This is a genomic window from Methylotenera sp. 1P/1, from assembly GCF_000384355.1.
Classification (GTDB): domain Bacteria; phylum Pseudomonadota; class Gammaproteobacteria; order Burkholderiales; family Methylophilaceae; genus Methylophilus.
The window spans coordinates 304787-331087 of sequence record NZ_ARWC01000001.1; the positions used below are offsets into that span (position 1 = coordinate 304787).

Here is a 26301-nt window from a genome sequence, read left to right on the forward strand (position 1 = left end):
TTTGATCGCGCGTTTGCGCAAGTACGAACAATACAAATAACAAAGTAGATAGGGTGCGTATGTTTGGTAGTACAAAGCTTTTTGGTAGTAAACAATGGTTGCTGGCTGTGGGTTTGATGCTGACATTGACGTTAGTAGGCTGTGCTTCGCCAGAAGAAAAAGCAAAAGCTTATTATGAAAAAGGGATTGCGCTATTAGAGACTGATCCGGCCAAAGCCAAGTTAGAGTTCCAAAATGCTCTGCAAATGAAAAAAGACATGACCGAAGCCGTGTATGGATTGGCACTGGTTGCAGAAAAACAATCCGATTGGAAAGCATGCTTTTCCCTATTAAATAGCGTGCTGGATAACCAACCAAAACATACAGAAGCGATTGTGAAAATTGCACAACTTTTTTTAGCCGCCGGTGAGATTGATAAAGCCAAAGAAAATGCAGATAACGCGCTAGCCATTACACCAGGCCACTTAGGCGCAACGATGGTGCTTGCAGCGATTGATTTAAAGCAAGGTCAATTTAACCCTGCGGTAGAAAAAGCCAATCAAGTCTTGGCCAAAGACCCTAACAATATAGATGCTTATATGTTGTTGGCTTCTGAACGGTTTGCGCAGAAAGATTTACCAAGTGCACTCAAATATTTAGACCAAGGCATTGCGATTGATCACAAAAGCTTATTGCTTCAACTGTTTAAGGTGAACGTATTGACGGCAACCGGCAACGTAGCAGAAGCTGAAAAAACATTTAAAGCCTTGGTAGAAGCAACACCAAGTGATGCAAACCTCAATGCGAAGTATGCAGAGTTCCTCATGCAGCATGACAAGCAAGCCGAAGCAGAAGTGCAGTTAAGGAAAATTATTGCATTGGATGCATCGGCAATGGCACCTAAAATCAATTTAGTACAATTTTTGCTCAAAACCAAAGGGCCTAAAGTGGGGCGATTGGCACTTGAGCAATTTGTGAAAGAAACCCCTGACGATGTGGAGTTGAATTTTCAGCTAGTCAACTTATATGAATCGCAGCAAGATGCGGCGGCAGCAGAAAGCCAATTGCGCAAAATCATTCAAGTGGCGGGCAACAAACCAGAAGGCTTGAGCGCCAAAGTAAAAGTGGCCACTAAACTATTGGCGAACCACAAAAAAACAGAAGCCATGCAGTTGATTCAAGAAGTGCTGGCGGCAGACGCAAGAAACGTGGATGCGTTGATTGTGAAGTCTGGCGTTGAGATTGATGAAATGCAGTACGAGACTGCCATTGCAGACTTAAGATCAGTATTAAGAGACCAACCAAATTCTGCGCAAGCGTATTACTTTATTGCAAGGGCATATGAGCTGACGGGCTCGAATGCTTTGGCAGACGAAAGCTATACTAAATCGTTGGAGATTAGCAAATACTCGCCAGCTTATGCGGTGCCATACGCAAAATCGCTTATGGGTAAACAAACCTTTGCACGTGCCGAAGATATTTTACAAAACACGTTAAAACGTAACCCCAGCAATATGGCTGCAACCAAACTGCTAGCACAATTAAAACTGGCTAAAGGCGATATTGCAGGTGCGCAAAACATTGCCGATAGCATTCAAAATGCAGCTAACTCAAATTTAGCTGAAATGATTACAGCTGAAATTTTAATGCGCAAAGGGGACGATGTAGGCAGCATTGCCATGTTGGAAAAAGCGCATAAAAAATTGCCGGAAGACATGGAAGCTATCACAGCCATTGTAAAAGTGCATTTGAGTAAACAACGTACAGACACAGCAAAAGCATTTTTAGATACCGTATTAACAGCGCAACCTAATAATTACGATGCAAAATTACTGTTAGCACAAATTTACGATGCCTCGAATGCATCTGCACAAGCACAAGAAATTTTTGAAAATATTATTGTGCTTGAACCTCATAAAACAGAGGCTTATCAACAGCTGGCTTCTTCCTACGCAAAAGCTGGAGATTTGGTGCGTGCAAAAGCGACAATAGAAAAGGGCATTAGCGCCAACCCGAACAGCGCTGAGTTGTATATGCTACTGGCAGAAGTGCACCAGATGAATAAGCACTATAAAGCGGCAATGGAGGTTTATGAGAAAATATTAGCTAGCCATCCGGAGTTATTGGTTGCACTCAATAACTACGTGAGTATTGTGGCCGATTATGAAACCGATCCTAAGTTGCTGAATAGCGCCTATGAGCGCGCGCAAAAACTGAAAGGCTCTGGCATTCCACAGTTTCTGGATACAGTTGGTTGGATTGCGTATCGTGTAGCAAAATATGATGAAGCGTCGCGTTTGTTAAATGAGGCGGTTGCAAAATTACCAGATAATGCGACTTTTCACTATCATTTAGGTAAAGTGTATCTAGCTAAAAATGATCAGGCCAAAGCAAAGGCAAGTTTGGAGAAGGCGTTATCACTTTCAAAAAATCAAGACCAAGCGTTTACTAAAGAAATTGCAGCGCTACTCAAGAACGTATAACGTTTCATTATAAAAAATTAAGGCAACTCACAATATGTATGAAGATTTTTATGGTTTAAAAGAAAAGCCATTTTCAATTCAACCAGACCCAGACTTTTTATTTTTTAGCTTACGCCACAGCATGGCGTATGCCATGTTGGAGTATGGCATTCAGAATCGTGCCGGCTTCTCAGTAATCTGCGGCGAAATTGGCTGCGGTAAAACCACCTTGGTAAGACATCTGCTCAACAATCTGAGCGATCAGTTGCAAGTAGGCATTGTCTACAACACGCATAAACATATCGATGACTTGTTGGGCTGGATTATGCTGGCGTTTGGGCAACCCTATGAAGGCAAGTCCAATATTGCATTGTTTGATGCATTTCAGCAGTTTTTGATTAGAAGTTATGCAGAAGATAAAAAAGTCGTATTGATTGTGGATGAAGCGCAAAATCTCACGGCTGATGCACTGGAGTCTTTGCGCATGCTTTCCAATATCAACGCAGATAAAGACCAGCTATTGCAGATTATCTTGGTCGGGCAACCACAGCTGCGTGATTTGCTAAGAAAGCCAGAATTAACACAGTTTTTCCAACGCGTTTCAGTTGATTTTTACATTCCACCTTTGGAAGACTTTGAAGTGGAAAAATATATCAACCATCGCTTATTAGTGGCAGGCCGAGAAACGCCTTTATTCACGCCTGTGGCCATTAAACAAATCGCATCAACCACCAGAGGTATCCCGCGTAGCATCAACATTTTATGTGATACCGCGTTGGTGTATGGCTTCTCCACCGGTGCCGATAAAATTGATGTTGGCTTAGTGCGCGAAGTGATTAAAGACCGCAATGACTTTGGTGTGCTTGGCTCATAATGCCAGGTCACACGCGTCTTTAGATCTATACTCAGAGAGCTTTTCTTATGCGCCCACTCAACGTATTAATCGTCTGTGAGCATGCTTCTAACATCTTTGGTGGGGAGGCTATGCTTCCCCTCAACTATTTTAGATTGCTATCAAATACGCCACATCAGGCGTACCTGATTACGCATGAGCGCGTCAAAGCCTCTATTCAGCAAATTGCTGATATTCAACAAGATCACGTGTTTTATATTCCGGATACTTGGATGCATAAAATGCTGCATCGGCATTTTGGATTTTTACCAGAACGCGTGCGCGTTGTGATTATTGGTTTTTTAATGCACCTGATTACCCAATGCTACCAATGGAAATTGGCCAGAAAAATCATTCGCGAAAAGAAAATTGACGTGATTCATGAGCCGGCACCGGTTTCTGCCACACAACCGTCCGCCATGTTTGGGCTAGGCGTGCCGGTCATCATCGGCCCGATGAATGGCGGCATGACATTTCCAGAGGCGTTTGCAGATATGTCAGGCAAGTTTGAAAAAGTGGTGTACCGCTTGGTTAAGGTGGTATCAACCTTTTATAACTTGTTGATTCCTGGTAAGTTTTTTGCGGATATGTTGCTAGTGGCAAACCAAAGAACAGCCAATAGCCTGCCACGATTTAAATTGGGTAAGGTAGTTGAGCTGGTAGAAAATGGCGTTTTTACCACTAGAGATGTACCTATTGTGACGCATAAAGACAGCAATATTAATGTGCTGTTTGTTGGGCGCTTGGTGGATTGGAAAGCTGTGGATATCGTGATGGATGCTGTTGCTACCACAACGCAACAGGTGAACTTGATCATTGTGGGCGATGGTGAAGAGCGTGCATCTTTAGAGCAGTACGCCAAAGAGAAAGGCTATAGCAACATCCGCTTTGTCGGCTTGGTGCCACATGTGGAAGTGAATCGTTACTACGATGAGGCCGATATTTTTGTACTACCTAGCCTGCGTGAGTGCGGCGGCGCGGTGGTGTTAGAGGCCATGGCGCGTGGCTTACCAGTGATAGCAACTAACTGGGGTGGTCCAGCAGATTATATTACTGCTGATACAGGATATCTGGTGGAACCCTCCTCTAGGGAGGCCATGGTAAATGCATTTGCGCATCATATTGATGTGTTGGCGGTGAATCCGACACTGCGTTATCAAGTAGGCGCAGCAGCCATTGCGCGCGTGAAAGCGCATTTTATGTGGGACAACAAAATAGACACCATGACGCACTACTATCAGCAAGTTTTATCATCAAATCGATCTTAGCCAATTTATCTATGTCACTTTTTAAAAAAACATTGAGCGAACATTGGCGACTTTTTGTCTTTGCATTGGTCGCTTCAGCTTTAGTGCTTATCTTTAACGATGCCATTTTGGAAATCTGGGTGCGTTGGGGAGAGGAACGTTATAGCCATGCGCCTATCGTCTTCTTATTGGCTATTTACCTAGCCTGGATTAAGCGGCATGAATTAAATGCAGAAAACACCCATGCTTGGTATGGCGTGGGGATAGTTGTCTTTTCGGCCATCATTTTGATGATAGGGGAGCTCAGCGCAATTTGGACTATCGTGCAGTATGCGCTGGTGTTCTTGTTGTTTGGCTTTGCTTGGACCATCCTCGGCGTGCAGATTCGGAAAGTTACCATCCCATTTTTGCATATTTTGGTGGTGATTCCTTTGCCTTACATGCTGGATGTGATGCTTTCCGGCAAGTTTCAACTCATGTCTTCAGATTTAGGTGTGCACATCATTCGCTTGCTCGGTATGTCCGTCTATCAAGAGGGTAATGTGATTGATTTGGGTATCTATAAGTTACAAGTGGTAGAAGCGTGTAGCGGCCTAAATTATACCTACCCGCTGATGACCATCGGTTTGATGATGGGGTATATGTATAAAGCGCCATTTTTTGCGCGGTTTCTGCTGTTTATTACCACCATTCCTATCAGTATCGTCATGAACAGTTTCAGGATTGCGGTGGTAGCTTTGTTTGTCAATCACTCTGGCATTAAAGCAGCAGAAGGCTTTATGCATTATTTTGAAGGTTGGGTCATCTTCATTATTTGCATTATTACCTTGCTGATAGAAGTGAAAGTGATTAACCGTGTGCTTGGTAAACGTGAGTCCTTGGCAGATTCATTTGATTACCTTGAAGCCAAGCATAGCATTGCTGCAGATGCATCCAAGGTCAGGATCAATAAGCGTCCAATCGTGATTGCCTTCATCTGCATATTGGTGACAACCTTATCTACGCTGACCATTCACCATCGCGAAGAAGTCATCCCAACGCGTGTCACGTTTGACCAGTACCCGCTAGAAATAGACGGCTGGGTAGGGCGTCGCCATGAGTTCCAAAACGGCGAAAATGACATACTTAAACTCAAAGATTATTTCTTGGCAGACTATAACCGTGCCAATAGAAACGTAGGCGTGTATTTAGGCTATACCGAATCGCAACGCCGTGGCTTTGTGCCGCATTCCCCCAAAGCGTGTATTCCGGGGGGTGGCTGGGAAATTACTGACACCAAGTTACATCGTATTGACTTGGATGCAAACAAGCATTTTGAAGTGACGCGAATGGTGATTGCCAAAGGCGAGTCTAAACAATTGATTTACTACTGGTTTCATCAACGTGGCCGTGATTTATCGAATGAATTCCCCATGAAATTTGCGCTATTGTATGACGCGATTAAGCTAAACAGAACCGATGGTGCGATTGTGCGTTTTACGACGACAATTTATAAATCTGAAGCTGAAGCCGACCAAGTGCTAAGTGAGTTTGTGCGGTTGAGCTATCCGCAATTTCCAACATTTATTCCAAACTAACAATACGTACTGTGTTGTGTTGAAGTTCCCCTAGAATCGGGTAGATGTAAGCCCGATCCTGGACATGGATTAGTTGTTTGTATGGGAATTTGGTTGTTGTTGCCCAGAGTAGGATTGAAAGATTTAAAGTATCCTCTGTAATCTCCGTCAAATATAGCTCTCAGGGTGATGCGTTTTAAGAAGTACCACGAGAGCACCACATGCGATTCTAGAAGTCGACAATCAAACACTCAATATTAACTGGCGTCCCCGTGGGGACACCAATATTATTTTCGACGCAGCCTGATTGGTTGTATACAACCTTCTTGGCTAAAAACAACCGTGACCGCTTTCAGTATCATAAAGATATACATGTAAATACAGTGGGTTAAGCATTGGTATGTTTTTTGCAAAATAGCCTACTGACTTGTTATCTTTAGGTGCTGAGAATGATGGAGTGGTATGGTATAAATCTGCGGTGGGCATACTCAGAGCTCCTTCCAGGTATCTATCGCCAAACAGTATGTAAGCAGAGTGCATTAGATATATTGCATGATGCGTTAGTACGATTTGCATTGGCAAAGAACCCTAGTCGTTTAGAGCAGCCGCATGCGTTTTTGCAAGTGATTGTGCGTAATCAGTTAATTGATGAATACAATTACAACAAACGCTTTACTTCACTGGATATTGAGTGGAATGGGTCTGACGAAGTAGCCACTTCTGTATCTCATGCGCAAGAAAGTGATGAATTTTTTACTCCCTCAGCAGAGCACATAGCGGACATCAAACAACGACTGGAAGCCACTCAAAGGCTGATAGAAAATCTGTCTCCACGCTGTCAAGAGGCTTTCTGGTTATATAGAATCGAAGGCCTGAATCAAAGTCAAATTGCTCAAAAACTTGGTGTGTCGCGGAATATGGTACAACGTTATGTTACTCGTGCGATGGTTGAGCTGGCAGAAGCGGAAGAGCTGATCAGGTAATTGCGCAATGATCAATAAAATCCAAAAGAGAACACTACGAGAAACTGCTGCAAACTGGCTTTTTCGGCTTCAAGAGATAGAAGCTGATCATCCAGATCGGGGCCGTTTTGAGAGATGGCTTTTGGAAAGTCATGCGCATCAAGAAGCATATACAGAGATGGAGCGCATCTGGCAAAAGTTGGATTCGCCACAACAATTGGGCCTGCTAACAGATGGTCTTAGAGAGAGAAAACACAGGCTGAGTGGTAGTCGAGTCAAATCCGCTATCACTACGCTAAGTGTTATTTTATTTGCTAGTGTTGGCTTCTACACCTATCAACAATGGCAAGATCAGCCTCTATCGCACGTAGCAGCAGTTGGCAGAGCTGGCACCATTAGTAACCAGCAATTGGAAGATGGTAGCAAGCTCAACTTTAGTGCTAAGAGTGAGCTGGATATTACGTATTATCGTGACAAACGTTTGGTCAAACTCAAGCGGGGTGATGTCATTTTTGAAGTGGCTCGTGATGAAGGCCGCCCATTTATCGTAGACTCAGGTACAGCCAAGGTTACGGTTCTAGGGACGCGTTTTGCGGTCAATCGACTCAAAAATCTCGTTCGAGTGAGTGTGGATCATGGAAAAGTGCAGGTTGATGCCCAAGATGTCAACGGAACTCTCTATGGGAAACCACTCATATTGACCAATGGTCAAGTAGCAGAGGTAAATGGTTATCACTCGCCAATCAAGGTAGAACGTGCTGCTTCTGATGGATTCAGCTTTGAGCAAGGCGTTATTACGTTTAATAAAGCTGAATTGCCAGAAATCGCGGAAACGCTTTCCCGATACTATCAACAGCCAGTTGAGCTGCAATCAGCAGATCATATTTACACGCATTTGTCTGCAAGAATCAAAACTCGTAATGTTGGCCTTTTCCTAAGCGGGTTGCCTGACCTTGCTCCAGTCACTATCAAACATGAGTCAAATAGAACAGTCATTTTAGGTCAACAAATTAATCAAAAATAAATTTCACCAACCAGTGTGTAATTTATTTTGCACAGAGTTAGATAGGTATAAGCCATAACTTTTATTGGAATACCGGATGTCTAACCATACACGTGATAGCAACATGCACTTTAAGCGCAAGAAAATTGTTATAGCGCTTTTCACAGGATTCATCGCATCGCATCTGCAAGCTGCTGAGCTAAACACTAAGCTTCCGGCTAAAAAAGAAGCAGAGATGTTGGTTACGATTGATCTGCCATCTCAACCATTGGATATTTCGTTAAGTCAGTTTTCTTTATTATCTGGCATGGATGTTTCATATGATAGTGATTTGGCCCATAAGACACGCGCTCCCGGTGTTAAAGGGCGTATGACTCGTAAAGAGGCGCTTCAAAAACTACTTTCGGGTAGTGGTTTATCCGCTACGATAACTGGCGATAGTGCTCGAATATCCCAAGCGCCTCAGGAAGATAAAACTATCCAACTCGATGAAATCAACGTCCGCGCTAAACGATTTAAACAACTTGGTCCTATGCCGGGTCTTGCTCTCACCAAAGAGCAAATTGCAGGCAATATTCAAAGTATTACTGCCAAAGAAATCAAAGAAGCCCACTCGTTAAGCCTAGCAGACTTATTAAACTCCAAACTGCAGTCGGTCAATGTGAATGATTATCAAGGTAACCCATTTCAAATGGACGTGACTTACCGTGGCTTTACCGCCAGCCCGCAGATAGGGTCACCTCAAGGCCTATCAGTGTTCTTTGATGGCATCCGCGTGAATGAGCCCTTTGGTGATGTCGTGAACTGGGACATGCTGCCCATGAACGCACTCTCTGGTTTTGATCTCATTCCTGGTTCAAATCCACTTTATGGTTTAAACACACTGGGTGGCGCACTAACCATGAAAACCAAAAGCGGTTTTACAGATGCCGGCATCTCTGCTGAAGTGCTGGCAGGTTCATTTGGCCGCAAACAACTGCAAGCCTCTGGTGGCTGGAACAACGCCATAAAGGAAGAAGGCAGCTGGGATACCACAGGTGACTATGCTGCATTTGGTGCGGTTAACCTGTTTATGGAAGATGGCTGGCGTGATAACTCACCCAGTAAAGTGAATCAAGCCTTTGGTAAATTGGAATGGCAAGGTGACCGTGCCTCGCTTGCATTCTCCGCGTTAGGGGTTGTGAACAAGCTGACAGGTAACGGTACTGTGCCACAAGAGCTATATCGGGAAGATCCCGCGGCCGTATTCACCTCGCCAGATGTCACCAGAAATAAATTGATACAGTTTCAAATTGCCGGTGCGTTTGATGTGAATGACAAGGTGAATATTACAGGACAGGTCTATCACAGGCAGAGTAATCGTAGATCAAGTACTGGCGATATTATTGACTATGAATCATTTAATGATCCTGATGCCAGTGCAAGCCATCATGCAAGCCGCCGTGCCGCACCAGGTGAAACGATTAATTGCGCAGTAGCTGACAGTAATCAAGACGGGGTGCCCAATTATTACGTACTGGACGATAGTATGTTATTCCCTTTTTTGTTTTCCGGTAACGGCACACCTTTTAACTACGATTATAGTTTAGCCACGCTCAATGCTGATTTGCCACCAGATTTATTTGCAGCGATACAAAACACTTTAAAAAGCAATCCAATCATCAGTCCGCTCTCCAATGACGGTTGGATTGATACCCCGAGTGGGGGCGGACACCTTTCCCAAATGCTTAGTCCGGGCTTTGGGCTTACTTACGATGATAGGGATGTAGATGGGAATGTGATTGCCACCAAGCATATATTTACCGCCCCCCCCATTAATGCCGATACTTGTGTTTTACAGAGCGCAGGGTTGAATACTGGCAAATTGGGAGAGCAGTTAATATTAGCGGCTTTACCTTATCGAGATAGAGATGGGGCAAATGACATTGTCTCTGGTGGTAAAGCTGCGGGGGTAGTTGAAGGCACTCCTACTGGCATCATCACTAAATCGGGTATTGAACAAACGACAAAAGGTGCGAATGTACAAATCAACTTTAATCTGGATCAACATAAGTTGATGTTCGGCAGCGCAATCGTTCAGTCTTCTTCGGATTATGGTGCAAAGCAGCGTTTAGGTGTGATGGATAATAAGAGAAATGTATACAGCGACCCACTGATGCTGGGTGAGGAATATTACGCAGCAGACCATGATTTTGAAATTAATAAGTTTAACGGTAGCTCCACCACTAAAAGCTTGTACGTGAGTGAAACATGGAGCCCGACACAGACCCTGAATTTGTCAGTTTCTGGTCGTTATAACCATACCAAAGTTAGTAACACTGTTGCGCCTAGGGTGGCCGAGCGCAACTTAACGAGCTTTAATTTCTACAATCATTATCTATTGGATGGCGCGGTAGTGGTGCCGGGTGACACCATTGCAAATAGCCCGATTGACTTATCTAAACCGATACCTGCAGTCAATCCCTATTATTTTGGTGGTGGGGCACCCTTAACAATACTCCCTGGTGCCACTGAAAAATTCAAATATCAACGCTTTAATCCTGCAATAGGCGCTACTTGGCAGGCTAAACCTAATCTCAATATATATGCTAACTGGAGTCAAGGTACGCGTGTACCTTCGGTGATAGAGCTGGGTTGCGCTTACGATGGCACACTAGTCAGCAGGGGTAAAGATCAAAATGGGAACGATATACTTGCGCCACGCAGTATCGTTGAAGGCCGTGGCTGTGCGCTCCCTAGTACTTTGTCTGGCGATCCATACTTGCCACAAGTGAAAGCACAAACCTTAGAAGCTGGGGCGCGTGGCAAGTTTAGTGAGTTCCTTGAATGGAATATCACTGCATACCGCACAGATCTGCGTAATGATATTTATATGACTTCGCTCACCCCAGAGCTTAGTTTTTTTCAAGACATAGGTAATACGCGCCGCCAAGGTATAGAGTTTGGCTTAGCTGGTGAATACGGCAAGTCTGACTTCAGGATTAACTACTCACTCACTGAAGCAACTTTTCAATCCAGATTCAATACCATCAGCCCTAATAACAGTAGCAGGGGCTACTATGGTGTAAACGAAAATATGATTCAAGTTAAGCCCGGTAATGTAATGCCGGGGGTGCCATTCAATAATATCAACTTCAACTGGGGTTATAAATTAACCCCAAAATTTAAAATCAATACCACGGTGGTAGCGCATAGCGATTCGTTTTTGCGGGGCAATGAAAACAATGCGCATACGCCAAGCCAAGGCCCAATAGTAATCAGAAATCTTCAAAACCAAGGTAGGCCGGTCGCAATCAAATTACCAGACAACAATTACAGCGGCAAATCACCGGGTTATGCAGTCATTAATATGAACGCACGCTATGACTTAGGCGGTGGTTGGGCCGCAAGTGCCCTGATTAATAATGTATTAGACAAAAAATACTACACCGCAGGACGTTTAGGCATCAATCCAATTGCGCCATCTACCTTTGGTGCAATTGGGCCAGGTGGATTTAATTACAATTCAAGTGAATGGATCCCATCGCAATTTATCTCTGCCGGCGCACCACGCGGTGTATGGTTTTCGCTTAGCTATGATTTTGACCGCTCTAAAAAAACCGCGCTGAATACGGCCACAATCACCGAACCTAATCTAATCGATATTGACCCCCCTAGCAATGTGCCAAGTATTGAAGAAGCTGCATTTAATAAGCAGTTGGATACTATCAAAGCGTTACCTTTACTTAAACGTACGCAAATATCTACCAAGGTGGCTAAGCAAGAAGTGATCGACAACGTAGAGGTGTGGCGTAAAGCGTTGGCCGAAAATCAAATAAGTGCTTACTTGGCCATGTATGCCGAAGGCTATAGCCCGCCTGGGATAAATCGCGAGCAATGGATAGAGACGGAAAAAATGCGCTTTGTGTTGAGTGCTGGTGAGTCTGTAGGTTTAGATAATCTAGTGGTAGTACCTGAAGGCAAGCGTTTAGTAGCAGTATTTGATCAAAAGACAGCAGCGAATCATCAGGAACAATCGGTTTTAAAAGCACTTACGTTTGAACTTAAAGATGGGCGCTGGCAAATCACGCGTGAGCAAACCACGCCTACTAATCATGTGATGACTACACCCAATAAACCAATAGAGGCTACCCATGAAAAGGCAAGTAGTTTGCAACGGTTAGACAGCCCTAAAAATACAGTGATGACTAAAGCAAATACCCTAGCTTACAGGGAGGCGAAATAATGAATCGATCATTAAAATTTAACCCAAGTAAATCAAACAGAATTAAATTAAATAATCATTTAATACGTATTTCTGTTTTATCAGCCCTGAATTACTTAGCGGTAGTCCATAGCGCATATGCCGATCCATGCGTCGACAACGGCGATGGTACCTATAGCTGCAGTTCTGCCAGCCAAAATGTAGATACAAGCTTGGCAGGCAGATTAATCATTGATAACTCAAGTGGTACAGCTACCTTTAGCAACATCACGACTGAAACCAGTTATTCAGATACGTTTGGTGGGCAGGCAACGATCACACATTCATCTAATAATGTGGGCGCAACAAGTGCCATTAGTTTTAGTGGAAATTACGCCGTTACCATTAACAATATTGGTGGTTTATTAACCATGGATAGGTCTGCCGGTAATTTTAATCCAGCAGGTTGGAGCACTGATTTAGACGGACTGCTTTATAACGACAGGGACGGCCTAGGCCCTGTTCTGGCTGGATATGCTGCGGTAATAAGTGCAGGCGCCAATGTGGATGCTTTAACCATCAATAATATGGATATTTATAATGTTGCCGGATATCCAAATAGTACCAACAGCATACTTGGATTTATTTCGAGCTCAGGCGATTTTTCGCCTACTCATTTTACTGCTACGGTGTTTACAAATACACCACTACTGACCATCAACAATACGACAAATGGCGGTTTTGCCAATATCATTGGCAACGTGGTCAGCTTTGGCGCGGGCACAACATTGATCAACACCAATGGTGGCGGACTATATGGCAATATTTATGCTGTAGATCGTAATCCATTGCTAGTCGCTGCGCAGACTCAATACTTTCAACAGAACGGTGTTGAATTACCTTTGGCATATTCAACCGATGATGTCGGGATTAGAAACAGCACGATTAACAATAGCGGATTTTTGAGTGGCAATATTTACTTAGGTTCTGGTGAGCATGTAATCAACAGTACAAATGCTAATGGTTTTAGTAGTAATATTTTTATTGACCAACGTGAAGTTGCCGTTGTGGATGTTGTTGGCGGTGTGGCAACACCACAAACGCCCATTCATGGCGCGCGTACTTTTACCATGAACGATATTACAGACAGGGGCGGTTATAGCGGGCAGATGAATATCATCGCAACTGCAGACTCTGTGAATACAATCAACATCAGCGCTCAGTTTTTAAATGGCGGTAGTTTTACGGCAAATGGTTTAGGCATCAACACATTGAATCTGAATTGTGCAAACGGGCTTACCTCTACTGACACCACAAAATGTCAAATTATCAATAGCAACGGTAATGTGACAGGATTTACCAGCTATAACCTCACAGGCAATGGCTTTAAGCTGGGAAACAACGTTAATGTTACAGATAGCATCAACTTAAATGCTAACTTGGTCGAATTAACAGTAGCATCAATTTTAACCGCCCCATTAATCACCATTGGCCAGAATACGACAGTTGAATTACTGCAAGACAGCAATAACCCAACTAATCCACTTAATATTGTGAGTAGGGTAGCGGGCAATTTAGTAAATAACGGCACGATCAATCTCAACAGCAATACTTTGGAGGTTGACGGTAACCTTGTAATGAATGCCGGATCTAAAGTGCAGTTGAATGTAACACCTACGACTCAAGGTCATTTCAATAATACAGGTACCGCTACTTTTGATGCTGGCAGCACGTTGGCTCCTGTCGTTAATTTAAGTGCATTTGGTACTTACACAAATATTCGTAATGGTGAGACACGCACCATCGCTAATAATGCCAGTGGAATACCAACGATTGAAAACGCCAACAGTTTATTGCAATGGTTAGCTAGTACAAGCACTGGCGATTTGGTCATTACTGCCAATATTGGAGTGACTGATTTTTTAGCGCCTAAACTGACTACTGCCGCCAAAAATGCAGTCGATGCGCTATTTTCTTATACAGGAAGCGAGAGCTTGTTTTTGGGCTTGCAAGCTCAACTTTTAGCCCAGCGCGATGAAAATCTAGTACAAGCTGCAGAGCGCTTGCACCCGGAAACCAATGATGGTGCTTTCCGTATGGTGCAAGGTAATACCGATAAAGTGTTTGGTATTTTAGAATCGCGGCTGACCAATAACTATCTCAAGGCAACGCCAGAAAATATGCAAGTAGCTACGACAGGAAAGTTAAGTAACCTTGAAGACGGCAGTCCTACGTTAAGCAAAGCTATCTGGGTACAAGGGTTTGGTGATAGAGGTTTACAGAATGGCTTGCAGCAATTTGATGGCTACACTAGTTCAGCAGCTGGCTTTGCAGCAGGTATCGACCAAGCCTTGGATGCTGCCGGCAATCAACAAGTAGGATTCGCTGTAGCTTACGCACGTGGCAATGTGACCAATACGGGTAACACCGTTAATAATCGTTCGGATATCAATAGCTTTTTAGGCGCCGCTTATGCTTCATGGGCAATGGATAATTGGTATATCAATGGCATGGTTGGAGTAGGGCGTAATACTTATGAAACGTATCGTCGATTGTTAGAAAATACCGCTATTGGCCGCCACGATAGCTGGCAGTTCTCTAGCCGGGTCGATGTGGGTATGCCATTATTAATGAGTGATAGTTTTACTTTTATACCATTGGCATCCCTGGATTACAGCCATATTAAGGAAAGTGGTTATAGCGAAAACGGTAAATCTTTAACACCATTATTAGACTCTACTACTCGGCCTGACTTAGCGCCACAGCCAGTCTATATCAATGGCATACCTCAATTTAATCAGGGTCAAACACCTACCAACTTAAAAATAGATGGCCGTACTTTTGACTCTGTGCGTGGTGGATTTGGAGCTAAAGCCATTTATACCTTGCAACAAAATGACTGGGCCGCAGAACTGGAGTTACATGGGTTATATCGCCATGAATTTGGTGATATCGCGCAAGACACAACTGCACGTTTTGCTGCAGGCGGTAACAGCTTTCTTAGCCCAGGCATTAATCCTGTGCGAGATGATTTTGTTTTGGGCGCTAGCCTGCGCCTGACTGGCGACGATGAAAATGACCAGGTGACATTATTAACCACCTATGACGCCAATATACGTAAGCAGTACTTTGGTCAAACCATGACATTAAATTTACGCTATGACTTTGATAAAGCGCCAAGCTATAAAACGGCAGCAAAAGCCAAGCTAGCCAATATGGCGGCAAAAAAAGTACCAGAGCAAAAATTTGGCGCAACAGAAAAAGATATTGCAGCGATTAATCAAGCCATACAGCCAGAAACGCAATTAGCTGATGATGAAAATGTGTTGGATGAAAATCAACAAGCCATTGATACCACTATTAAGAATTGGACTGCAGCGTTAGGTAATAAAAATCTGGATGTTTATTTTAATACCTATGCAACAGACTTTATTACGCCAGATGGAAGCAGTCGCCAACAGTGGGAACGCAAACGCAAGGCAGAGATCAGCAAAGAGAATAACCCTGCTATCAATGTATCGTATCTAACGATAGAACCGAATGGCAACCAAGCCATCGCTGTGTTTACCCAAACGATGGTTGCTGATGCACAACAAACATCCGTGCGAAAAGTAGTGGGTTTAGAGAACAGAGATGGTCGCTGGTTGATAGTGCGAGAGAACAGCATGGCGATTAGCCAGTAAGTGAGAGTTTAATACATGTTAATAAAGCATATAACAACATCCCAGTATGTAAGGTCTGCAGAATTTGCAGATACTGCTACGATTGTGAACGAAGTAAAACAGCATGGATTTTACTCGGAATTTTGTATCAATTTGAATCAAGAAATGAATGATCATGATGCGTTAATTAGTAATATTGAGCACATTGCTGCCCGAGTTGGATTACGTGTAACGTTTAATAAAGAAGTAACAATTTGCATTTTTGAGGATCGGTAATTTTATATAGTTTGATTCTTTGTTTCCAAAGTTTACAGTTAGCCGCTAGTAGTCTTTTGATACTATCTAGAAAAGTGCTAGCTGGTGAGCTTAGGCTTCAATACGCATTAAATAATTTAAACCGCCAATTAAGCGGTTTTTTTATTTCAGTCAACCTGGAAGTTAAATCTAAATCAAAACTAAATGGTGTAAACTGACCGAATGTTGTGTCAAACAACCATAAATAAAATTTTTACGGATAGTTTTGCGGGTAACTTTATCTTGATTTTGATATAAGTTATTGATTTTAAATGTTGAAATTTATTAGATGGTGCCCAGAAGAGGACTCGAACCTCCACATCTTTCGATACTAGTACCTGAAACTAGCGCGTCTACCAATTCCGCCATCTGGGCATCCTGTACTTGCGGCGCATTTTATAGAAAGCACAATTCTTGTCAATTAAAAAAAGTAAAAATAGTTCGCGTGAAAATGATCCATATGCCAAGCGTGAAGCTGCGCAATATGAAACGCCATTACCAAGCCGCGAGCTGATATTACAAGTGCTCTCTGACCAAGGCATCCCCTTGAGTACAGAGCAATTATACGTGTTGCTGGATATAGATACCAGCGAGCGAGAGATTTTTGGTAAACGCCTCAATGCCATGGAGCGCGAAGGTCAAATCATTCGCAACCGCAAAGGCGCATTGTGTCTACCAGAGAAAATTCATTTAATCCCTGGTGTGGTGTTTGGTCACCCTGATGGCTTTGGCTTTTTAGTGCCGGATGACAAACTAAAACATCCTGACGATTTGTTCTTGGGGCCGCGTGAAATGGCGCAAGTGATGCACGGCGACCGTGCCATGGTGCGTATGGCTGGCTTGGATAGAAAAGGGCGTCCGGAAGGTAGAATTGTAGAAGTGCTTGAGCGCGCCAATAAAACGCTGGTTGGGCGCGTGATGCGCGGCCAAGGCGTCACCATAGTAGCGGCAGAAGATAAACGTATCAATCAAGACATTCTCATTCCCTACCATCTAGATATGGATGCAAAAGTCGGCCAAGTCGTAGTGGTGGAGCTCACAGAGCAGCCTTCTTCGCACGCCATGCCCATGGGTAAAATCGTACAAATTTTGGGTAATTATGCAGATAGCGGTATGGAAATCGAAATCGCGCTGCGTAAACATAAATTGCCTTACGAATTTAAGCCGGAAGCGATTAAGCAAGCTGAGGCTTACCCCAAAACAGTACAGCCAGCCGACTACAAAGGGCGTATTGATTTACGTGAACTACCGCTGATTACGATTGATGGTGAAACTGCGCGTGACTTTGATGATGCTGTATTTGCCGAACCACAAGGCAAAGGTTGGCGCTTGGTAGTAGCGATTGCCGATGTGAGCTTTTATGTGAAACCAGGCGATGCGCTAGACAAAGAAGCGTTTGATCGCGGTAATTCCGTGTATTTCCCACGCCGCGTGATTCCGATGTTGCCAGAAGCGCTTTCAAACGGCCTGTGCTCGCTCAACCCGGATGTAGAGCGTTTGTGCATGGTGTGTGATATGCAAGTAGACGGCTTGGGCGTAGTTAAACAATACAAATTCTATCCATCGGTGATGCGCTCAAAAGCACGCATGACCTACACCAAAGTGTATGAAATACTGCAAAACCCAGAAGGGGAGTTGGCACAAGAATACACTTGGTTAATGCCACATTTGCAGCACTTATATAGTGTGTATCAACTCATGCTCAAACAGCGCGAAAAGCGCGGTGCGATTGAGTTTGAATCCTCTGAAACCATGATGATTTTTAACGACAACGGCAAGATTGACAAGATTGTGCCAAGCACCCGTAACGAGGCGCATAAACTGATTGAAGAGTGCATGCTCGCAGCCAATGTCTGCGCAGCAGAGTTTTTGATGTCGCACGAGCATCCGGCTCTTTATCGTATCCACGAAGGCCCCACGCCAGAGAAGTTGGAAGCATTGCGCCTGTTTATGGGTGAATTTGGATTTGGTGTAGGCGGTGGTGAAAAACCACAAGCTAAAGATTACGGTAAGCTCATGGCACGCATTAAAGAGCGTCCGGATGCACAGTTATTACAAACGGTGATGTTGCGCTCTATGCAGCAAGCTGTGTATAGCCCAGATAACGCTGGCCATTTTGGCTTGGCATATGATGCCTATGCGCATTTCACTTCGCCGATTCGACGCTACCCAGATTTATTGATTCACCGTGCGATTAAAGCGGTGGTGAATGGTGAGAAATATAACGCCAAAGACTGGCATGGCTTGGGCACACATTGCTCCATGACCGAGCGACGTGCAGATGATGCGACACGCGATGTGACGAACTGGCTGAAATGCTTCTACATGCAAGATAAGATTGGTGAAGTATTTGAAGGTACAGTGGCTGGCGTGACCAGCTTTGGTCTGTTTGTGGCGTTAGATGAGGTGTACGTAGAAGGCTTGTTACACGTGACAGAGTTGGGCAATGATTACTTTGTGTTCGATAAAGCACGCCACGAAATGCTGGGCGAACGATCAGGGATGCGCTACCGCTTGGGAGATCGTCTCACCATCAAAGTCGCGCGCGTAGATTTAGAAACCAGCAAGATGGATTTTACCCTAGTGAGTAATGGCGGGCTGAGTAACGGTAAATCCAAACAGGTGATAGATGACACGCTAAGCGATATACCAAGCAACCAATCAACCGCTGAAGGCGAGTCTGGCAAAAAAACATTACGCGTAAGCAAACCATTGGTGGAACGTGTTGTGGAAAGCAAACCAAAAACAACACGTGCCTTAGAGCAGGCCAAAAAAGAGCGTAGTGTCTCTAATAACGCAAAGGCTAAGCAGCCCAATGCTGCTAAGTCTGCACACCAAAAGCCTAGTGCTGGTAAAGCCACCAAACCTCCGGCAAAGCATAAACAACGCCTAAAAGATCAAAAAAATAAAGGCAAACCTAAACGTTAATCTGTTTTAAATGAACGTATTTTCTAATTGAATGAATAAGTGAGTAAGCAGTATGTCAGAGTCCCGAATTTTATTTGGCTTCCACGCGGTATTAAGCCGCATGCGCCAACACAGCACCAGTATCCAAGAAATTTTGATCGACCGTGATCGTGTCGATGCACGTATGAAAGATTTGCTCAATATGGCAGACAGTGCCGGCGTGCGTGTCATGCAAGTAGAGCGCAGCCGTTTAGATGGAATGGCAGGTTTAAATGGTCGTCATCAAGGCGTGATTGCACGTGTAGTGGATACGCCGATTCCATATAAAGACATTCACGATATTTTAGAGTCAGATCTCAAAGAGCCGCCTTTTTTCTTGGTGCTGGATGGCGTAGAAGACCCGCATAACTTAGGTGCATGCCTACGTGTGGCTGATGCCATGGGCGTGCATGCCGTGATTGCACCGAAAGACCGTGCAGTGGGCTTGAATGCAACCGTAAGAAAAGTCGCCAGCGGTGCAGCGGAGACGGTGCCATTTATTGCTGTGACGAATCTGGCGCGTACTTTGCGTGAGTTAAAAGACGCAGGGGTCACTGTAGTCGGTACCACCATGGATGCACCTAGCACGCTCCTCAATACCAAGCTTGATGGCCCGATTGCCATCGTTTTAGGCTCAGAAGGTGAAGGCATTCGCCGCTTGACGGCCGAAACGTGCGATGCGTTGGTGACAATTCCAATGTATGGTTCTGTTGAGAGTTTGAATGTTAGTGTGGCTAGCGGTATGTGTTTATACGAGGTGCGCAGACAGCGTAATTTAAACGCTTAATCAAGGACTTGTTATATGCAATACATTTGGCTTCGCAGAGCACTCATCATAGTCTCTTTAGCTAGCTTGGGCTGGTTTATCTTCACAAGCCAGCAGTCTATGTTCATTGTTAAAGTCTATGCAGTGATTGCGGCACTGACATTTATTGCTTATGCGATGGATAAAGCAGCAGCAAAAGGCAATCGTTGGCGAATACCAGAAAGCACTTTGCATGTGCTGGCATTGGTGGGCGGTTGGCCAGGGGCAATATTGGCGCAATCAATATTGCGCCATAAGTCTGTCAAAAGAGAGTTCAGGCTGATCTTTTGGGTAACAGTGGGTATCAACCTATTTGTGCTTGGGTGGTTAGTCACACGCTAGCAAAAGTAGCGTGTATATGGCGATTACATCAAACCTAACGTTTGATGCGTATGTTGTCTTACCCGTTTCAGTAACTCTGCATTGTCAACCAGCGATTCACCGTAAGATGGAATAGCAGCTTTCAGCTTGTGTTGCCAATCTGCTTCTGCAACGCGGTCTTTAAAACAGCGTTGGAGTACATCCAGCATAGCTTGTACGCTGACAGATGCACCGGGTGATGCACCGAGTAGGGCAGCAAGGGTGCCATCTTTAGCGGCAACAATCTCGGTACCAAACTCTAGCTTGCCCCATTTCTCTTCGCTGTTTTTAATAATTTGCACACGTTGCCCGGCATTTTCCAAGGTCCAATCGCTAGCGTTCGCATCCGGTAGAAAATCACGTAAAGCGTTCATGCGCTGCGCATGGGTTTGCTTGGTTTCTTTAATCAAGTATTTGGTTAAATCCATATTGTGGCGGCCCACACTGATCATGGCTTTTAAGTTGTTCATCTTGAGCGATTTGGCTAAATCAAGCTTAGAGCCGCCTTTTAAAAACTTGGTAGTGAACCCTGCAAATGGCCCAAACAATAAGGCACGCTTGCCGTTGATAACACGGGTATCCAAATGTGGTACCGACATAGGTGGCGCGCCCACGGCAGCTTTGCCATACACTTTGGCGTAATGCTGTGCAATGACGGCTTCATTGTGGCAAATCAGCCATTGGCCGCTGACCGGAAACCCACCATAGCCTTTACTTTCGTCAATATTGGCTTTTTGCAGTAAGGGTAATGCACCGCCGCCCGCGCCTAAGAATACGAATTTCGCTTTAACAGTTTGTTTATGTTTTGTTTGCAAATCTTGCAAGTGCACATGCCAGGTATTGTCTTTGGCGCGATTTTTCACTTTGGTCAGGTTGCTGACTTTGGTTTGTTTGAGTAAGGTGAAGCTTGGGCTAGATTGCAGATATCTCACCATATAGCGTGTGAGTGCACCAAAATCAATATCGGCGCCATGTCCAATATAGCTGGCAGCCAGTGATTCGCCATGATGTCTATTGGCCATCATCAATGGCATCCATGCTTGCAGTTGTTCGGGTGTTTCTGAATATTGCATGTCTGCAAACAGATGATGTTGCTTGAGTTGGGCGACCCGTTGGCGTAAAAACGCAATATTCTTTTCACCCCAAACAAAGCTCAAGTGTGGTGTCTTGGTCATAAAGCGGTTGGGTGAGGGGAGTGCGCCTGTTTCTACCAAGTGTGCCCAATATTGCAGTGAAACCTCAAAGGCGGCATTGATATTGAGCGCGCGCTGAATGCCGATGCTGCCATCATCAGCTTGTGGCGTGTAGTTCAGCTCACAATACCCTGCGTGGCCAGTGCCTGCGTTATTCAGTGCATCAGAACTTTCTAAGGCGACATCGGCAAGCTGCTCTACCATAGTGATGGTTAAGCTTGGGTCAAGCGCATGAAAGAGTGTGCCTAAAGTTGCACTCATGATGCCACCACCTACCAACAATATATCTGTTTCTAAATGCGCCACGCGTTCTTTCCAAAGTTAAGAGTTAAGCAAAGCCTCTATTATAATAGTGAGTTATACGCTTTAAAAATAAAAAGCCAGCACGATGGCTGGCAAAAGGTTCTGCTAGGTTTGAACGCAGTTTTTAATATGAGCGTCGTTTTACCGGTGTAAAACTACCTTTGGATTCAATATGTCTAAAGGTAATGCGACCGTTATTGATATCGTAAGGCGATAGTTCTAGCGTGACTTTATCCCCGGCCAAAATGCGGATATGATTTTTCTTCATTTTTCCGCCGGTATACGCAATTAATTTATGTCCGTTTTCTAGTGTGACGCGATAACGTGAGTCGGGTAAAATTTCATCGACCACGCCGTTCATTTCAATCAGCTCTTCTTTAGCCATGTCTGCACTCCAATCTGTAATGAGACCCGTTTTACGCAACAATCTCAGAGGAGCTTGCAAGCAAATTGTAGTGTTTGTTGAGCACTACTTAGGGATATTATGTGAATATGTGCTATATGCACATTCAAAGTGGGCGAAGTATAGACCTGATGCCTCTATATAGCAAATTTGTTGCAATAAGACCATTAATGTGAAGATTATCGCAAAGAGTTAAAATAAAGCTTGACTCGGTTTTATATAGGGCGTACAAGGTGCATTAGGCGTTTTTAAATTTTAATTTGATGAGTCTTGATGACTCTTTTTTTTTGGAAAGTAAAAACTTTCAGGGTGCCTCCCTTTTTAAAGTAAGAAAGTAATATTATGGCAACAGGTATTGTAAAGTGGTTTAATGATGCAAAAGGTTTTGGTTTCATTACTCCTGACGCAGGCGGTGACGATTTATTCGCACATTTCTCAGCTATCGTTGATAGCGGCTACAAAAGTTTGAAAGAAAACGATCGCGTTAGTTTTGACGTGACAGATGGTCCAAAAGGTAAACAAGCTTCTAACATTCAAAAAGCTTAATTCACCTAGAATTCAAACTTGTGAATTCTAAACAATAGAATTCTTAAAAATGGCCCTTATCGGGCCATTTTTTTTACCCATAAGGTTTGCTTGGGCTACACTGACAGTGGTGGTCGCTGTAGTGAATATGCGCTTTGGCATGGTTCCTGCATTGCTATTCATAAAACAATCTTTAAATTAAGCTGTTGAGGGAATGAAGTGGCAATTCGCGTCGCATTACATCATAAAACCAGTTATCAATTTGACCGGCTTGTTAGCCTCTCCCCCCACGAAGTTCGCTTAAAGCCAGCCGCACACGCACGTACGCCCATACTGTCTTATTCCATTACAGTAAATCCGTCGCAACATTTTGTGAATTGGCAGCAAGACCCTTACGGCAATTACATTGCACGGTACGTATTCCCCGAAAAGGTGCGTGCGCTCGATTTTACGGTCGATTTAGTGGCAGACATGACCGTGATTAATCCATTTGATTTCTTTGTAGAAAAGTACGCGGAGCATTTTCCATTTCACTATACAGAGCAACAGGCGTACGAACTTGGTGCATATTTAAAGCCAGAACCTACATCCATTTTACTAACAGAATGGATTACACAAGCTAAACGCGACATTGTGCAACCGGAGTTAGGCATTGCAAATTTCTTGGTGGCACTGAATCAACACTTGCAGCGTGACATTGGTTACTTGGTGCGCATGGAGCCAGGTGTGCAAACGCCAGAAGAAACCTTGACTAAGCGCACTGGCTCCTGCCGTGATAGTGCGTGGCTGCTGGTGCAGATTTTACGCAATTTAGGGTTGGCAGCACGTTTTGTGTCTGGGTACCTCATTCAACTCACTGCTGATATCAAAGCGTTAGATGGCCCCAGTGGTACTACCGTGGACTTTACAGACTTGCATGCTTGGGCCGAAGTGTATGTGCCTGGTGCAGGGTGGATAGGCCTAGATCCTACATCCGGCTTGATGGCGGGCGAGGGACATATTCCTTTGGCGTGTACCGCGGTACCATCTTCTGCTGCGCCGGTAACAGGCTTCACCGATATTGCCGAAGTGACGTTTCAGCATGAAATGACGATTACCCGCATTCACGAAGACCCGCGTGTAACAAAGCCTTATAGCGAGGATGATTGGGCAAAGATCGATCGGCTTGGCAAAAAAGTAGATACTGACCTTAAAAAGCAAGATGTAAGGCTAACGCAGGGCGGTGAGCCTACGTTCGTGTCTATTGATGATATGGATGGCCCAGAGTGGAATACGCTGGCACATGGTGAAAAGAAGCGCGAGTTGGCAGGTAAGCTTGCATTGAAGTTAAAAGCGCATTTTGCCAAAGGAGGTTTGCTACATTATGGGCAAGGCAAATGGTATCCAGGTGAACCGTTGCCACGCTGGGCCATTAATATGTATTGGCGTGTAGATGGCAAGCCTATTTGGCGTGATGCTAGTTTATTCTCCGAGGAAGGCGTAGCAGATGGCTACACCGCTAAAGAAGCAGAGCTCTTTGCGCGGCACTTGGCCATGGAGTTACATTTTCCACAGGCGTGCTTGATTCCCGCCTATGAAGATGTATTGTCGCAAATTAATTTTGAGCAAAACCTGCCCGAAAACATTGATCCGCTAGAAGCGAATTTGAAAGACAGTGAAGAGCGTCGTCGCTTAGCGCGATTGTTAGAAACTGATTTAGGTGCGGTGGTTGGTTTTGTCATGCCGATTAAGCCAGTTGACACTAAAAAGGCAGGGGAATGGCTCACCAGTAAATGGCCGCTCAAACGTGAGCATCTGTATTTGCTTAGTGGGGACTCTCCAATGGGTTTGCGCTTGCCGTTAAGCTCTTTGCCATGGAAGCTACCCAAGGAGATGGAAGCGGAGTTTCCGCTGGATACGTTTGTTGAGCTAGCGTCTTTGGCGGAATATGAGGCAAGCAGTCTTAAACCAACAGTCAGTGTTAAGCATCAATCTGCAAAGCCACTCCCCAAAGAAGTGATTCATACTGCACTTTGTGTGCAAGTACGTGCAGGCCGGTTGTATGTATTTATGCCACCAGTCACACGTTTGGAAGACTATTTGGCGTTGGCTACTGCAGTAGAGAATACAGCGGCCAAACTGAAATTGAAACTGTGGATTGAAGGCTATACGCCGCCACGTGATGCGCGTATCCAAGTATTAAGTGTGACGCCAGACCCCGGTGTCATTGAGGTGAATATTCATCCTTCTGCCAATTGGCAAGAGCTGGTGGATAAAATGACGGTGCTATACGAAGAGGCTAGGCTCGCGCGATTGGGCACCGAGAAATTTATGTTAGATGGCCGCCATACAGGTACAGGTGGCGGTAATCATGCCACATTGGGTGGCGTAACCGCTGCGGATAGCCCGATGTTAAGGCGCCCGGATGTACTCAAAAGCTTGATTACTTACTGGCAAAACCACCCAGCGCTGTCTTATTTATTCTCGGGTACTTTTATTGGTCCAACCAGCCAATCACCACGCGTAGATGAAGCCAGAGATGATAATTTATATGAGCTTTCCATTGCATTTCAGCAAATGGATAAGGTATTGCCAGACATGGCCGAAAGTGAAAAGCCTTGGCTAGTAGACCGTTTATTACGCAACTTATTGGTGGACTTAACCGGCAATACGCATCGCGCCGAATTTTCGATTGATAAACTCTATTCGCCTGATGGGCCCACTGGGCGCTTGGGTTTGGTTGAGTTTCGTGCATTTGAAATGCCACCGCATGCACGCATGAGCTTGCTGCAAAGCTTGTTGCTGCGTGCATTGGTAGCAAGGTTTTGGAAAGAACCTTATCAAGGTAAGTTGATTCACTGGGGCACAGAGCTGCATGATCGTTGGATGTTGCCGCACTTTGTTGCGCAAGATATGGCCGATGTCGTGGCGGATTTACGCGCATTTGGCTACAAGTTTGAAAAACACTGGTTTGATCCTTTTGTGGAGTTTAGATTTCCGCGCTATGGCACGGTGGCTTATCATGGTATTGAGCTGGAGCTACGGCAAGCCATTGAGCCTTGGAATGTGCTGGGCGAGGAAATGAGTGGTGGTGGTACCGCGCGTTATGTGGATTCGTCAGTAGAGCGTATGCAACTGCGTGTGCGTGGCATGACCGATGGTCGCCATATCGTCACCTGTAATGGTCGCCCGCTGCCGTTACAACCTACTGGCATTGCCGGGGAATTTGTGGCGGGTGTTCGCTTCCGTGCCTGGCGTCCGTGGTCAGCCCTGCATCCAACCATTGATGTACAAGCGCCACTGGTATTTGATTTGGTGGATACTTGGAGTGGTCGCGCAATTGGTGGTTGTACTTATCATGTATCGCATCCTGGTGGGCGTAATTATGCGAGTTTTCCAGTGAATGCAAATGAAGCAGAGGCAAGACGCTTTACTCGGTTTTGGGGGCATGGGCATACGCCGGGTAAAATGACAGTAGCGCAGGAGCCAAGGAATCCGCGTTTTCCATTTACACTAGACCTTAGATGGCAAGCCCATTAAACTGTTT

General features: G+C 44.6%; 15 protein-coding genes and 1 tRNA gene. 13 read left to right on the forward strand and 3 right to left on the reverse strand.

Going from position 1 to position 26301, the window contains the following annotated elements:
* Positions 1-59: 59 nt before the first annotated feature.
* The 8 genes from A3Q3_RS0101445 to A3Q3_RS0101480 all read left to right on the forward strand — a co-directional run bounded on the left by A3Q3_RS0101445 (position 60) and on the right by A3Q3_RS0101480 (position 15967).
* Entirely contained in the window at positions 60-2462 is a 2403-nt protein-coding gene (locus A3Q3_RS0101445; RefSeq protein WP_020181787.1) for a tetratricopeptide repeat protein, read from the forward strand.
* A gap of 34 nt (positions 2463-2496) precedes the next feature.
* Positions 2497-3315, forward strand: coding sequence for an ExeA family protein (locus tag A3Q3_RS0101450; protein WP_020181788.1), 819 nt, complete (start codon positions 2497-2499; stop codon positions 3313-3315).
* A gap of 47 nt (positions 3316-3362) precedes the next feature.
* A complete protein-coding gene (locus A3Q3_RS0101455; protein ID WP_020181789.1) occupies positions 3363-4601 on the forward strand; it encodes a glycosyltransferase in 1239 nt (412 codons plus the stop codon).
* A gap of 11 nt (positions 4602-4612) precedes the next feature.
* A complete protein-coding gene (gene xrtD / locus A3Q3_RS0101460) occupies positions 4613-6157 on the forward strand; it encodes a VPLPA-CTERM-specific exosortase XrtD (RefSeq protein WP_020181790.1) in 1545 nt (514 codons plus the stop codon).
* A gap of 428 nt (positions 6158-6585) precedes the next feature.
* The gene (locus A3Q3_RS0101465) at positions 6586-7119 is read left to right on the forward strand and encodes a sigma-70 family RNA polymerase sigma factor (protein ID WP_020181791.1); all 534 of its coding nucleotides are present in this window, start codon (positions 6586-6588) and stop codon (positions 7117-7119) included.
* 7 nt (positions 7120-7126) lie between these two features.
* Positions 7127-8122, forward strand: coding sequence for a FecR domain-containing protein (locus A3Q3_RS13465; protein WP_020181792.1), 996 nt, complete (start codon positions 7127-7129; stop codon positions 8120-8122).
* A 76-nt stretch (positions 8123-8198) separates the two neighbouring features.
* Positions 8199-12326 carry a TonB-dependent receptor domain-containing protein gene (locus tag A3Q3_RS13470; RefSeq protein ID WP_020181793.1) on the forward strand — a complete coding sequence of 1376 codons (4128 nt, stop codon included), beginning with the start codon at positions 8199-8201 and terminating at the stop codon, positions 12324-12326.
* The gene (locus A3Q3_RS0101480; protein ID WP_020181794.1) at positions 12326-15967 is read left to right on the forward strand and encodes an autotransporter domain-containing protein; all 3642 of its coding nucleotides are present in this window, start codon (positions 12326-12328) and stop codon (positions 15965-15967) included. The genes A3Q3_RS13470 and A3Q3_RS0101480 overlap by 1 nt, the downstream gene beginning before the upstream one ends.
* Positions 15968-16530: 563 nt before the next feature.
* Here A3Q3_RS0101480 and A3Q3_RS0101490 read toward each other — a convergent pair.
* Positions 16531-16615 (reverse strand) — tRNA-Leu (locus tag A3Q3_RS0101490).
* 39 nt (positions 16616-16654) lie between these two features.
* Here A3Q3_RS0101490 and rnr point away from each other — a divergent pair.
* From rnr to A3Q3_RS0101505, 3 genes are read left to right on the forward strand one after another with little or no spacing between them, the layout of a single operon-like run.
* Positions 16655-19168 carry a ribonuclease R gene (gene rnr, locus A3Q3_RS13475; RefSeq protein ID WP_020181796.1) on the forward strand — a complete coding sequence of 838 codons (2514 nt, stop codon included), beginning with the start codon at positions 16655-16657 and terminating at the stop codon, positions 19166-19168.
* Positions 19169-19220: 52 nt separating this feature from the next.
* Positions 19221-19973, forward strand: a complete 753-nt coding sequence (gene rlmB / locus A3Q3_RS0101500) for a 23S rRNA (guanosine(2251)-2'-O)-methyltransferase RlmB (RefSeq protein ID WP_020181797.1) — start codon at positions 19221-19223, stop codon at positions 19971-19973.
* A gap of 15 nt (positions 19974-19988) precedes the next feature.
* The gene (locus A3Q3_RS0101505; RefSeq protein ID WP_020181798.1) at positions 19989-20333 is read left to right on the forward strand and encodes a DUF1294 domain-containing protein; all 345 of its coding nucleotides are present in this window, start codon (positions 19989-19991) and stop codon (positions 20331-20333) included.
* Between the two features lie 23 nt (positions 20334-20356).
* On the opposite strand, the gene mqo is transcribed toward A3Q3_RS0101505, so the two are convergent.
* The gene (mqo, locus tag A3Q3_RS0101510) at positions 20357-21850 is read right to left on the reverse strand and encodes a malate dehydrogenase (quinone) (RefSeq protein WP_020181799.1); all 1494 of its coding nucleotides are present in this window, start codon (positions 21848-21850) and stop codon (positions 20357-20359) included.
* 121 nt (positions 21851-21971) lie between these two features.
* Positions 21972-22232, reverse strand: coding sequence for a translation initiation factor IF-1 (gene infA, locus A3Q3_RS0101515; RefSeq protein ID WP_020181800.1), 261 nt, complete (start codon positions 22230-22232; stop codon positions 21972-21974).
* Between the two features lie 360 nt (positions 22233-22592).
* Here infA and A3Q3_RS0101520 point away from each other — a divergent pair, with 360 nt between their 5' ends.
* Together A3Q3_RS0101520 and A3Q3_RS0101525 are read left to right on the forward strand one after the other, a co-directional pair.
* Entirely contained in the window at positions 22593-22796 is a 204-nt protein-coding gene (locus A3Q3_RS0101520; protein WP_020181801.1) for a cold-shock protein, read from the forward strand.
* Positions 22797-22994: 198 nt separating this feature from the next.
* Positions 22995-26294, forward strand: coding sequence for a DUF2126 domain-containing protein (locus tag A3Q3_RS0101525; RefSeq protein ID WP_020181802.1), 3300 nt, complete (start codon positions 22995-22997; stop codon positions 26292-26294).
* The last annotated feature ends 7 nt before the right edge of the window (positions 26295-26301 follow it).

Coding starts and splice junctions, on each gene's coding strand:
- A3Q3_RS0101445 (WP_020181787.1), top strand. CDS start 60: ATGTTTGGTAGTACAAAGCTTTTTGGTAGTAAACAATGGTTGCTGGCT.
- A3Q3_RS0101450 (WP_020181788.1), top strand. CDS start 2,497: ATGTATGAAGATTTTTATGGTTTAAAAGAAAAGCCATTTTCAATTCAA.
- A3Q3_RS0101455 (WP_020181789.1), top strand. CDS start 3,363: ATGCGCCCACTCAACGTATTAATCGTCTGTGAGCATGCTTCTAACATC.
- xrtD (WP_020181790.1), top strand. CDS start 4,613: ATGTCACTTTTTAAAAAAACATTGAGCGAACATTGGCGACTTTTTGTC.
- A3Q3_RS0101465 (WP_020181791.1), top strand. CDS start 6,586: ATGATGGAGTGGTATGGTATAAATCTGCGGTGGGCATACTCAGAGCTC.
- A3Q3_RS13465 (WP_020181792.1), top strand. CDS start 7,127: ATGATCAATAAAATCCAAAAGAGAACACTACGAGAAACTGCTGCAAAC.
- A3Q3_RS13470 (WP_020181793.1), top strand. CDS start 8,199: ATGTCTAACCATACACGTGATAGCAACATGCACTTTAAGCGCAAGAAA.
- A3Q3_RS0101480 (WP_020181794.1), top strand. CDS start 12,326: ATGAATCGATCATTAAAATTTAACCCAAGTAAATCAAACAGAATTAAA.
- rlmB (WP_020181797.1), top strand. CDS start 19,221: ATGTCAGAGTCCCGAATTTTATTTGGCTTCCACGCGGTATTAAGCCGC.
- A3Q3_RS0101505 (WP_020181798.1), top strand. CDS start 19,989: ATGCAATACATTTGGCTTCGCAGAGCACTCATCATAGTCTCTTTAGCT.
- infA (WP_020181800.1), bottom strand. CDS start 22,232: ATGGCTAAAGAAGAGCTGATTGAAATGAACGGCGTGGTCGATGAAATT.
- A3Q3_RS0101520 (WP_020181801.1), top strand. CDS start 22,593: ATGGCAACAGGTATTGTAAAGTGGTTTAATGATGCAAAAGGTTTTGGT.